Source organism: Streptosporangium sp. NPDC006013, from assembly GCF_040614275.1.
Lineage (GTDB): Bacteria > Actinomycetota > Actinomycetes > Streptosporangiales > Streptosporangiaceae > Streptosporangium.
In genome coordinates this window covers 1-10,903 of sequence record NZ_JBEXUE010000347.1, presented here as the reverse complement: position 1 = coordinate 10,903, position 10,903 = coordinate 1, and the positions used below count along the sequence as shown (strand labels likewise).

General features: G+C 70.4%; 11 protein-coding genes and 3 tRNA genes. 5 read left to right on the top strand and 9 right to left on the bottom strand.

The annotated features are described in order from the left end of the window. Positions 1-179: 179 nt before the first annotated feature. The 7 genes from ABZ260_RS36825 to ABZ260_RS36795 are packed head-to-tail and all read right to left on the bottom strand — an operon-like array spanning position 180 to position 3,814. Complete coding sequence (locus ABZ260_RS36825; protein WP_350914758.1) at positions 180-575, bottom strand: antibiotic biosynthesis monooxygenase; 396 nt, start codon at positions 573-575, stop codon at positions 180-182. 52 nt (positions 576-627) lie between these two features. Next, on the bottom strand, positions 628-1,215 hold the full coding sequence (locus ABZ260_RS36820) for an alkaline shock response membrane anchor protein AmaP (protein ID WP_355626798.1): 588 nt from the start codon (positions 1,213-1,215) through the stop codon (positions 628-630). Between the two features lie 5 nt (positions 1,216-1,220). After that, on the bottom strand, positions 1,221-1,916 hold the full coding sequence (locus ABZ260_RS36815; RefSeq protein WP_355626796.1) for a DUF6286 domain-containing protein: 696 nt from the start codon (positions 1,914-1,916) through the stop codon (positions 1,221-1,223). After that, positions 1,913-2,524 carry an Asp23/Gls24 family envelope stress response protein gene (locus ABZ260_RS36810; protein WP_355626794.1) on the bottom strand — a complete coding sequence of 204 codons (612 nt, stop codon included), beginning with the start codon at positions 2,522-2,524 and terminating at the stop codon, positions 1,913-1,915. Before ABZ260_RS36810 ends, ABZ260_RS36815 begins: the two co-directional genes overlap by 4 nt. Next, complete coding sequence (locus ABZ260_RS36805) at positions 2,521-2,709, bottom strand: hypothetical protein (RefSeq protein WP_350914766.1); 189 nt, start codon at positions 2,707-2,709, stop codon at positions 2,521-2,523. Before ABZ260_RS36805 ends, ABZ260_RS36810 begins: the two co-directional genes overlap by 4 nt. After that, complete coding sequence (locus ABZ260_RS36800) at positions 2,706-3,266, bottom strand: hypothetical protein (RefSeq protein WP_355626792.1); 561 nt, start codon at positions 3,264-3,266, stop codon at positions 2,706-2,708. The genes ABZ260_RS36805 and ABZ260_RS36800 overlap by 4 nt, the downstream gene beginning before the upstream one ends. Positions 3,267-3,319: 53 nt before the next feature. After that, entirely contained in the window at positions 3,320-3,814 is a 495-nt protein-coding gene (locus ABZ260_RS36795; RefSeq protein ID WP_355564233.1) for an Asp23/Gls24 family envelope stress response protein, read from the bottom strand. A 267-nt stretch (positions 3,815-4,081) separates the two neighbouring features. Between ABZ260_RS36795 and ABZ260_RS36790 the strand changes: the two genes are divergently transcribed. Both ABZ260_RS36790 and gltX read left to right on the top strand, forming a co-directional pair. Continuing rightward, positions 4,082-4,858, top strand: coding sequence for a fumarylacetoacetate hydrolase family protein (locus ABZ260_RS36790; protein WP_350954330.1), 777 nt, complete (start codon positions 4,082-4,084; stop codon positions 4,856-4,858). A gap of 28 nt (positions 4,859-4,886) precedes the next feature. Continuing rightward, positions 4,887-6,218 (top strand): glutamate--tRNA ligase, encoded by a 1,332-nt coding sequence (gltX, locus tag ABZ260_RS36785; protein WP_355626800.1) that lies wholly within the window; start codon positions 4,887-4,889, stop codon positions 6,216-6,218. Positions 6,219-6,370: 152 nt separating this feature from the next. Here the strand turns inward: gltX and ABZ260_RS36780 are convergent, their stop codons facing one another. Together ABZ260_RS36780 and ABZ260_RS36775 are read right to left on the bottom strand one after the other, a co-directional pair. Next, positions 6,371-8,044 carry a carboxylesterase family protein gene (locus tag ABZ260_RS36780; protein WP_355626790.1) on the bottom strand — a complete coding sequence of 558 codons (1,674 nt, stop codon included), beginning with the start codon at positions 8,042-8,044 and terminating at the stop codon, positions 6,371-6,373. A 108-nt stretch (positions 8,045-8,152) separates the two neighbouring features. Beyond that, positions 8,153-10,132 (bottom strand): M3 family metallopeptidase, encoded by a 1,980-nt coding sequence (locus ABZ260_RS36775; RefSeq protein ID WP_355626788.1) that lies wholly within the window; start codon positions 10,130-10,132, stop codon positions 8,153-8,155. A 174-nt stretch (positions 10,133-10,306) separates the two neighbouring features. On the opposite strand from ABZ260_RS36775, the gene ABZ260_RS36770 reads away from it, so the two are divergent. From ABZ260_RS36770 to ABZ260_RS36760, 3 genes are all read left to right on the top strand, one after another. Then, a tRNA-Gln gene (locus tag ABZ260_RS36770) sits at positions 10,307-10,378 on the top strand. Between the two features lie 62 nt (positions 10,379-10,440). Then, positions 10,441-10,516 (top strand) — tRNA-Glu (locus ABZ260_RS36765). A 13-nt stretch (positions 10,517-10,529) separates the two neighbouring features. After that, a tRNA-Glu gene (locus tag ABZ260_RS36760) sits at positions 10,530-10,602 on the top strand. Positions 10,603-10,903 lie beyond the last annotated feature (301 nt).

The window sequence follows — 10,903 nt, the reverse complement described above, 5'->3', positions numbered from 1 at the left end:
CGATTGTTCCTATGGTCGCGCTCATGACACAGAGCACATCCGTTGTCCCTTTCCGTGTCGACGCGGAAACGAGGGGAGCGGGGCCTACCCGCTCAACGCGGACTCGGACGGGATCGTACGATCGTCTCGGAACCCGGTCGGGGCCGGTCGGGGCCGGTCGGGCGCCCCTCGGCGAGCGATCAGGCTCCGGGCGCGGGCCCGGTGCTCTGTACGACCTCAAACGACCACAGCTCGGCCCCGGAGGCTGCCGGGCCCTGCCCGTGGCCGTGCCCCTGGGCCGGGCCGGCCGCCTCCTGCCCATGCCCGTGCCCCTGGCCCTGACCGGCCTCGGCGGCGGCCTGGGCGTGGCCGCGCTGGAAGGCCTGGCTCTCGGTCCAGCGCTTGAAGTCCTCATCGGAACGCCAGCGGGTGTAGACCAGGTAGCGGTCGGTGCCGTCCACCGGGCGGAGCAGTTCGAACCACTCGAACCCGTCCGCGGACTCGACCACTCCCGCCCGTCCCGAGAAGCGGCGCTCCAGCTCTTCGCGCATCTCCGCGGACACTGTCAGCACGTTTATCTTCACGACCGAAGGCACATCGTCTCCTCGAAGCGTTGGTTTCCCTGATCACCCTATGATCGGCGCTCCGTCAGGTGACGGTCCTGCGGGGGTGCGGCGCGTCCCCCAGGCTCACCCGGGCGACGGCGGGTATGCGCTCGGTCTCCAGGGCCTGGCGCATGTGCGGGATGACCACCCCGCTCAGCTGCTCGCGGACCGCGCTCATCGGCGCGTCCTCGGCGACCGCCACCCGCATCCGGACGGCGGGGTGCTCGCTCGTGCCGATCATCGCGGCGGTGGCGCCGATGATCGAGGGGTGCGAGCCCGCCTCGGCGGCCGCCGCGTCGGTCACGCTGTGCGCGTCCACCTCGGTGACCCCGGCGGGACCGCCGTCCAGGCGGATGCCGCTCAGCCTCCGGCGGCGTCCCTGGACCAGCAGCCAGCGCAGGCCGAACAGCGCGAGCACTATCGCCGCCGCGGCGACCACCCACCACAGCCACGGGTCGTAGCGGGCGAACGCCGCACGCGTCTGGGCGTCCACGAGTGGTCCGCGGGCGGACGCCACGGCCGGAGGGAACGCCCCCGCGCCGCGCGCCATCACCAGGGCGCTCAGGGCCATCAGCGCCAGTCCCACGAGCAGCAGCCCCAGCCGGTTGCCCCGGGCGGTCTTGTCGTCCATGGCGCTCACTTCCCTCGCAGGTGCACGTGGACGGGATGGTTCCAGACGGGGGAGAGTGCGGCGATCCGCACGGTCACCGCCTCCCGTACGGCGTCGGCCAGTCCGGTGGTGTCCCGGACGCCGCTGCGGGCGTTCACTCGCACGGTCTTTCCCACCAGCCGTACCTTGGCCTGGTCCACCCCCTGCACCCGCTCGGCCGTGTGGGCCAGCGACCGGGCGAAGCCCCGGCGCTGCATGCCGATGACCAGGTCCTTGTCGCCCGTCCGCACCGGGATCAGCGTGGGCCGTCCCGGGATGAGCGCGAACAGCACCAGCAGCAGGCCCAGCAGGCCGACCAGGCCCGCGCCCGCCATCACCTGCCGGTCGCTCCACGGCGTCGACGACGCCCAGGTGAGCATCCGGTCGTAGGGCAGCAGGCGCAGCGGGTGGCCGACCAGCGCGGAGATGACCTCCAGTGCCACCAGGACGCCGATCGCCGTCAGCACCACGGCGGTGATGACGGCGGGGACCACCCGGCGCGGGCGGAAGGCCCTGACCGCCGCGCGGTCCGCGGAGGCGTTCCTCGCCACCTCGTCGGGTGCCCGCGACGCGGACGGCTCCACGAACGCCGCGCCGGGTGCGGCCGGAATCTCCTCGGTCGGCCCCGTCTCGGAGACATGCTCGGAGAAGGGCTCAGCCGGGTCGGGGGTCTGGGAGGTCATTGCCCTTCCTCCCGCGACGGGACGTCGGTCCCGTGGGCCGTCGCGTCCGGTGTCCGGAAGTCGGGCCGGTTCCCGCCCTCGGCCGGCGAGGCCTCGTATGAGGTCTCACGTGAGGTCTCACGCGAGACCTCGTACGAGGTCTCGGGCGGGCTCTCCGGAGCGCGGATCACGTTGGTGACGTCGATGTCGATGTAGCCGACGTCCATGCCGGTCAGTGTCATGACCCGTTCGGCGACGTGGCGCCGGACCTCGTCGGCCACCTCGCGGATCGGGGCCGGATACTCCATGGTCACGTCCAGCTGGAGCGTCGCGAGCGTGCCGTCGACGGCGGCGCGGGTGCCTCCGCGGAGGGACAGCGGCCTCCGCTCGCCGACCTTCCGCACCCGTGCCACCTCCCTGGCCGCGCCGGCCGCGATGCGCGACACCACCCGGTCGGATATGTCGGTTCTGCCACGCAGCTCGGCCGGTACGGCCGGCTGGGCGGGTACGGCGGGCGGCGCGGACCGCCCGGTCCCGGCGAGGGCGGAGCCCGTCCGGCCGGCGGGGAGGTCACCTGAGTCCGCGGCCGCTCCCGAGGAGGTGGCGTGGTGCTCGACGGGGGTGTTCATCGCCGTCTCGCCGAGATCCGGGACAGGTTGACCTCGCCGACCTCCGCGAAGTGGCCGAGGAGGAATCCGATGGCGCCGAGTACGAGCACCAGCAGGAATGCCCAGAAGCCGCCGAAGGCTCCGGCGAAGCCCAGCAGAACGCCGACGATCGTGCCGAGCACGGACCACACTGGGAACTTGTTCATGTCAAACCTCCGATATGGACATTCACCGGCAGGTCATCCGCCAGCGGGGCGACCGCCGCACGTACCTCGTCGGCGATCTCCGGCAGCGGGCGCCCCAGCCTGACGACCACCGAGATCTCGATCCCGTCCTCATGCAGCGCGACGCCGGGCACCCTCTCGCCGGGCAGGTAGGTCGCCACCGTCCCGAACGGGCCGCCCGAGAGGTCGACGACATCGGGGCAGCGCCGTACGGCGTCGGCTATCCCGTGCGCGAGACCCGCCTCCCGGCCGGCCGGTTCCCGCTCAGCGGCCGCGGCCGGTTCCTCGCGGGGCGGACTCGCCGTCTCGCCCGGTGTGGCGGCCGTCGTGCGGGCCGGGGCCCGTGGTCTCTGGGCGGGTACGGCCCCCGCCGGGGCCTGGGTGGCGGGCGGGTGGACCGGGTGCTCCGGCTTGTGTGCGGGCATGACGGTCGCCGGGGTCGGATGCTCCGGTCCGTGCGCCGGGGTGGGTGGCCGGTGGGCCGGGTCACCCGGGTTGTTCGCGGGCGCGGGCGTCCGGCGGCCGGATCCCGTCGTCACCGGACGCGTCGCCTCCTCGCGGGCCGGGTCCTCAGGCCCGCGCGCCGGATCCCTCACTGGACGCGCGGCCCCGGCTCGGACGACTCCTCCGAGGAGTCCTTGTCCTGGCCGGGCATGTGGACGTCGGAGACCTTGATGTTGACCTCGGTGACCTCGAGCCCGCACATGCGCTCGATCGCCGTGATCACGTTGCGGCGTACGGCGGCGGCCAGGTCGGGAATGGCCATGCCGTACTCGACGACCACTTCGAGGTCGGCGGCGGCCTGACGCTCGCCCACCTCGACGGAGACGCCCTGGGTGATGTTCTGGTCGACACCGACCATGCCGCGTACCGCGCCCAGGGCTCGCGCGGTGCTCGCGCCCATGTTGTGCACGCCGGGAATCTCCCTGGCCGCCAGGCCCGCGATCTTCGCTACCACGCCGCTCTCGATGGTGGTGGTTCCCTTGGGAGTGACCAGGCCACCCTGGGATCCGGGACTGTCGGTGCGTGCCCGGGGCACGGATACCTCGTCGCCCTTGGGCCTGTTCACCGTGCTGGCTTCAGTCACGTCCATTCCTTCCCCCGAGGGAAGACCTTCTGGCTCCCCGATACTGACAGAAACGGTCATACCCCCCATATGAACAGTAATCAGGACATACTTATTTTTAACTCAATCGTGGTCGTATCGGGAAAATAGGTTTTATGGGTATTTTTAGTTGCATATAGCCCAGATGGCTCGGCGATGTGATGGAGGAGGCCGGATGGGCGGAGGCGCGAACCTCCCGGAGGCGCGGGCGCGGTCAGGCGAGACCCGGAGCCCGACTAGCCTTGTCGTGTGCGTATAGCGAGGTTCTCCACAGGAGACGGTGTCGGGTTCGGGGTGGTCGAGGGTGGCCCAGGAGAGGAGTTCATCTCCGCGATCTCCGGTCATCCGTTCGGGCCGATCCAGTTCACCGGTGAGCGTCACTCGCTCTCCCAGGTCAAGCTGGTCGCGCCCATGCTGCCCAGCAAGGTCGTCGCGATCGGCAAGAACTACGCCGACCACGCCCACGAGATGGGCGGCGAGGTCCCCGACGAGCCACTGGTCTTCCTCAAGCCGTCGACCTCGGTGATCGGCTCGGGTGAGGCCATCGCCTACCCGACGACCCTGTCCCAGCGGGTCGACTATGAGGGGGAGCTGGCGGTGGTGATCGGCAGGCTCTGCCGGGAGGTGCCCCGAGAACGGGCTCACGAGGTCATCTTCGGCTACACCTGCGCCAACGATGTCACGGCGCGGGATCTGCAGAAGAAGGACGTCCAGTTCACCCGGGCCAAGGGCTTCGACACGTTCTGCCCGCTCGGCCCGTGGATCCAGACCGAGCTCGACCCGAGCGACGTCGGCATCGTCACGTCCGTGAACGGCGAGGTCAAGCAGAGCTCGCGCACCTCCAAGCTCATGTACGACATCCCCGCGCTGATCGCCCACGTGAGCGCGGTCATGACCCTGATCCCCGGCGACGTCATCCTCACCGGGACGCCGGAAGGGGTCGGCCCGCTCAGCGTCGGCGACGAGGTCAGCGTCTTCATCGAAGGAATCGGCACTCTCAGCAACCGGGTGGTCTCCCGTGATTAGGGTTCGTTTCGCCCCCTCGCCGACCGGCATGTTCCATGTCGGCGGCGCCCGCTCCGCGCTGTTCAACTGGGCCCTGGCCGAGAGGTCCGGCGGAAGGTTCGTGCTCCGCATCGAGGACACCGACGCCGCGCGCAACCGGCCGGAATGGACCGAGGGCATCATCTCGGCGCTCGCCTGGATCGGGATCAACGACGGCGCCCCGGCCTTCGAGGGACCCTACTTCCAGTCCTCGTACGAGAAGCAGCACCGCGAGGCCGCGGCCAGGCTGCTGGCCGAGGGCCGGGCCTACTACTGCACGTGCACCCGCGACGAGGTCAAGGCCCGCACCGGGTCCGAGCACCAGGGCTACGACGGCTTCTGCCGCGACCGAGGCCTGACCGAGGGCGCGGTCCGCTTCCGTACCCCCGACGAGGGCGTCACCGTGATCTCCGACCTGGTCCGCGGCACCGTCGAGTTCCCCAACGACGCGATGGAGGACTTCGTCATCGCGCGCGGCGACGGCTCCCCGCTCTTCGTGCTGGCCAACGTCGTCGACGACGTCGAGATGCGGATCAGCCACGTGGTCCGCGCCGAGGAGCACCTGTCCAACACCCCCAAGCAGCAGCTGCTCTGGGAGGCGCTCGGCGTCGCCCCGCCCACCTGGGCGCACGTGCCGGTCATCGTCAACGAGAAGCGCCAGAAGCTGTCCAAGCGCCGCGACAAGGTCGCCCTGGAGTCCTACCGCGAGGAGGGCTACCTGGCCGAGGCGATGGTCAACTACCTGATGCTGCTCGGCTGGGGCCCCGGCGACGACCGGGAGATCATGCCCTGGTCGGAGATGGTGCCGCTGTTCAGGCTGGAGGACGTCAACCCCTCCCCGGCGTTCTTCGACGAGAAGAAGCTCCGCGCGTTCAACGGCGAGTACATCAGGGCACTGCCCCTGGAGGAGTTCATCACCCGCTGCGAGCCGTGGCTGGACCCGAGCTGGGACCGCGAGACCTTCGCCAAGGTCGCCGAGCTCGCCCAGACCCGTATCGCGGTCCTGTCCGAGATCACCGCGAACGTGGACTTCCTCTTCCTGGACGAGCCCGTCTTCGACCAGGCGTCGTGGGACAAGGCGATGAAGAGCTCCGCCGTGGAGATCCTCACCGGCTACCTCGACCGGCTTGAGAAGGTCGAGATGGACCCCGAGTCGCTGAAGACCGCGCTGGAGGAGGTCGGCGTCGAACAGGGCCTCAAGCTCGGCAAGGCCCAGGCCCCGGTGCGCGTGGCCGTCACCGGCCGGACCGTGGGCCTGCCGCTGTTCGAGTCGATCGAGGTCCTCGGCCGCGAGCGCTCCATCGAGCGCCTCCGCGCCGCCCTCGCGAAGCTCCAGGCCTGACCGGACCTCGCGGAGCGTCAAGGCCCGCCCCCGGGAATTCACCGGAGGCGGGCCTTCGCTTTCGATCAACGGTCACCGGGTGGCCGGAGCCACGGGAGAAAGATCAGGAAGGGAACCCGGAGGAACGCCCTCCTCCCGCGCCCTGTCCGGTCTCAGCCTCCGGCCCGGCTTCCGTCCCCCCGCCCGGCGAGCTCGTCCCAGAAGGCGAGGTTGTGTGCCGAGGCCCGGTCGAAGGGCCCGACGCCGCCCTGCCCCGGGGCCAGTTCCTGCACGTACGGCGTGCCGTCGCCGGGGCGCACGCGCTTCCAGGAGGGCAGGCCCGGCCGGTTCGGGTCGCCGACGGAGGCGAACCGGGACCAGTAGTCGATCATCATGTCGCCGAGCCGCCGCTGCTCGGGGGTGAGCGGGGCGGACTCCCAGCTCACCCCGAACAGGAACGACAGCTCGGAGCCGTGTGCGGCCAGCGGCCTGATGCCGTGCTTCAGCGGGAAGAGCGCGGGCGCCGTACGGTCGGTGAACTCGTAGGAGAAGGTCGGCACGTGCCGGGCGAACTGCCGGTCGGTGTTGCGCGCCTCCCAGGCCCAGTCCAGGTCGCTCATGATGGCCGCCACCGCCTGGAGGGGCAGGCCGTCGTGGGCGTCCAGCGGATATCGGGCCAGGACGTCGGGGCCCGCGGCGCCGAACTTCTCGTTGAGGGCGGGCTCGTACCCCTCCGCCGGCATCGGCTCCTCGAAAATCAGCGACGTGAACATCGTGCCCTCGTCCCGGGTGATGCCCGTCAGCACCGGCACCCGGTGGAAGCGGCCCTCCTGGAGCACCTTCGCCGGATCCTCGGGCAGCACCGCGTTGCCGTACCCCGGGAGCGGGAGGGCGGGCTGGGCGAGCAGGTCGGCCACCGGCTTGTCCCGCAGGCAGGCGGGCGCGGTCCCCGGGTCGACGCATCCCACCAGGGTGGCCAGATACTGCCCGTAGCCCTCGTAGGAGGCCCTGGGCAGCCAGAAGGGGAGGTCCATGACCGGCCGCAGCGGGGTGCCCTCGAAGCTTCCCGCCCCGCACGGGGTGCTCTGGGTGATCGCCCGGTGGAACAGCCCCGCCGCCGAGGGGGAGGTGAGCTGCGCGCACACCGAGTGCGACCCCGCGGACTCGCCGAACAGGGTGACGTTGCGCGGGTCGCCGCCGAACGCCGCCGCGTTGCGCCGCACCCAGCGCAGGGCCGCCTGCTGGTCCTCGATCCCGAAGGCCCCGGAGTTCTCGAACCCGGGGTACCCGAAGAACCCGAAGATCCCCAGCCGGTAGTTGACCGTCACCACCACGACGTCGCCCCGCACGGCCAGCCTGCGGGCGTCGTAATCGCTGCCCGCCCCCTTCGTCAGGCTTCCGCCGTGCAGCCACACCATGACCGGCCTGGGACGGTTCCCGGCGCTTCGCGCGGGCGTGGTCACGTTGAGATAGAGACAGTCCTCCGCCTCGCTTCCGGGCAGCCCCCAGACGTCGGCGGTCTGCGCGCACCGGCTGCCGGGCGCGGTGGCGTCGCGCACCCCCTGCCACGGGGCGACGGCCTGCGGCGACCGCCAGCGCAGCTCCCCGACCGGGGGCGCGGCGTACGGGATGCCCTGGAAGAGCCGGTGGTCTCCGGCCTGCGCGCCCCGCACCCACCCGGCGTCGGTACGGACCGTCGTGTCCCTCCCGGTGGTGGCCGAGGTGGCGGCTCCCTGGGTGCCGTGGTCTTCCCGCCCAGCCGCGGCCGGGTCCGCGGTCCCCAGTAACAGGGCCCCTGCCAGACCGGCGACGAGCGCGGAGCCGATCCTGTTCCGTGGTCGTTTCATGACCTTTACGATGCCCGCCGCGGCCGCCGCGCGCATTGGCTCTGCGTTCATCGCCGGGGTGTGGTTTCCTGCACCCCGGCGATGGACGAAGGGCCACGCGGGCGGGGGCTACGCCTGCAGTCCCCGGCGCTTCAGCAGGGGCTCGATGCGCGGGTCGCGCCCCCGGAAGTCGCGGAAGGCGTCCATCACGTCCCGCGAGCCGCCGACCGACAGCAGGGTGGAGCGGAAGTGGTCACCGTTGCCGCGCGTCAGGCCGCCGTTCTCCTCGAACCAGTCGACGCTCTCGGCGTCCAGCACCTCGCTCCAGATGTAGGAGTAGTAGCCGGCGCTGTAGCCGCCCACCCCGCTGAAGAAGATGTGCGCGAAGTAGTTGGTCCGGTAGCGGGGCCGGACCAGGTCGTAGGCGATCCCGGCGCGCTCCAGGGCCGCGTTCTCGAACGCCTCGGCGTCCTCGACGGTCTCGCCCCCGGCCAGCTTGTGCCAGGCCCAGTCCAGCAGTGCCGCCGCGAGATACTCGACGGTGGCGAAGCCCTGGTTGAACTTCTCCGCGGCCTTCATCTTCTCCAGGAGCTCCGCGGGCACCGGCTCGCCGGTCTCGTGGTGCCTGGCGAAGTTGGCGAGGATCGAGGGCCAGGTGGCCCACATCTCGTTGACCTGCGAGGGGTACTCCACGAAGTCGCGCGGCACGTCGGTGCCGGAGACCCGGGGGAAGCGCACGTCGGAGAAGAGGCCGTGCAGGGCGTGGCCGAACTCGTGGAAGGCGGTGTTGACCTCCTCGAACGTCAGGAGCGTCGGCCCCTCGGAGGGCTTGGTGATGTTGAGGTTGTTCATCACCACGGGCAGCTCGCCGAACAGGTGCGACTGGGTGACCAGGTTGTTCATCCAGGCGCCGCCGCGCTTGGTCGGCCGGGCGTACGGGTCGAACACGAACAGGCCGAGCGGTGAGCCGTCCGCGTCGGACACCTCGAAGACCTGGACGTCCGGGTGGTACCCGGCCAGGTCGTCCCGGTCGGCGAAGGTGATCCCGTACAGCTCGCCGGCGGCGTGGAAGACACCGTCCCGCAGCACCCGGTCCAGCTCGAAGTAGGGGCGAAGGTCGGCGGCGTCGAAGTCGTAGCGGGCCTTGCGCACCCGCTCGGCGTAGAAGGACCAGTCCCACGGCTCCAGCGGGAAGCCGGCCTGCTCGCTCAGCGCCTCGGCCTCCCGGCGGGCGTTGGCCACCGCGGGGCCCACCAGCTTGCCGAGCATCTCCTCGACGGCGTCGGTGGTCTTGGCGGTCTGGTCGGCGACGGAGTAGGCGGCGTGGTTGGGAAAGCCGAGCAGGGCCGCCCGCTCGGCGCGAAGCGCCGCCATCCTGGCCGCCAGCTCGAAGTTCTCCGGCGCCCGGCCGACGGACAGCTCGTACAGCCTCCTGCGGGTCTCCCGGTCGGTCAGCTCGGCCAGCGCGGGCTGGTTGGTGTAGTTGAAGAGCGGCAGGACGTACCTGCCGTCCTTCTCGATCGCCTTGATCGTGCTCTCGGCGAGCCCGTCCAGCAGCTTGACGTCCTCGACGACCAGCGCGGAGGCCGTGGAGGCCGTGAGCAGGTTCTGGGAGAAGGTCGTGGCGAGCCTGGTCAGTTCCTCGTTGAGCGCCCTGAGGTGGTCCTGGTCGCCTTCGGACAGGTCCGCGCCGGCCCTGACGAAGTCGACGCGGTACTTCTGCAGCAGCCACGCCTCCTCGGGGTCGTCGGTGGCCACCTGTTTGATCCGGGTGTACAGGGCGCGGTTCAGGCGGATGGAGTCGGCGTGCTGGGTCAGCCTGGGGGAGACCTGGGTCTCGATCTCCCGGATGCCGTCGGTCGTGTCGGAGGCGGAGATGCTGCTGAAGACGATCACGGTCCGATTGAGAATCCGGCCCGAGCGCTCCAGGGCCTCGATCGTGTTGGCGAACGTCGCGGGCTCCGGGTTGTCGGCGATCTCCCGCACCTCGCGCAGCTGGTCGGCCATGCCACGTTCGAAGGCGGGAAGGTAGTGCTCCTCCCTGATCAGGGCGAACGGCGGCAGCCCGTACGGCAGCGTGCTGGGTTCGAAGAACGGGTTCTCGGCCAAGGCTGGAACTCCTCTCAGGTGGACGGATCTCTCAGCAGGGTCGCACAGCGGACCTTCGTTGCGGCAGCCCGGTGATACCGCGATTCGGCCGCCGGCAATCGTTTTGGTCTTGACCCCCAACCTGGGCTATTCTTTCGGAGGCGCCAGCGAGTCCCGCAAGGGAGTCCGGTGCGGTGGGGTATGGTGTAATTGGCAACACGGCTGATTCTGGTTCAGTTGTTCTAGGTTCGAGTCCTGGTACCCCAGCTGCATCTTCTTAGGAAGATGCCGCAGATTCGGCTCCCTCCGAATCTGATGACAGTGTGTAGGGTCCCGTCGTCTAGTGGCCCAGGACGCCGCCCTCTCAAGGCGGTAGCGCCGGTTCGAATCCGGTCGGGACTACCACTGTCTCTCGCAAGGCTCCGTCGTCTAGTGGCCTAGGACGCCGCCCTCTCAAGGCGGTAGCGCCGGTTCGAATCCGGTCGGGGCTACAAGTGCGAAACCCCCGGGAGCAACGGTTCCCGGGGGTTTTTCGTTTCAGGGGCGGTGAGGCCCCACCCGGCATGGATCTCTCAGATCGCCTTCCCATTCGGCGCCGTGGCCGGATGCCCTCTCCCGATCCGGGAGATCAGGAACGCGGACGCATGCCCGATCGAGAAGAATCCCCCGCCGTCACCCGATGTACGGCCAGGTGGCGTCTGAACGCTCCCCGCCATGGCGGAACCGGAAAGGGACGGGGTCAAGGTGGGTACGGTCGACGCCCTCGTTCTCGATCTCCTCGGTGGAGCCGAC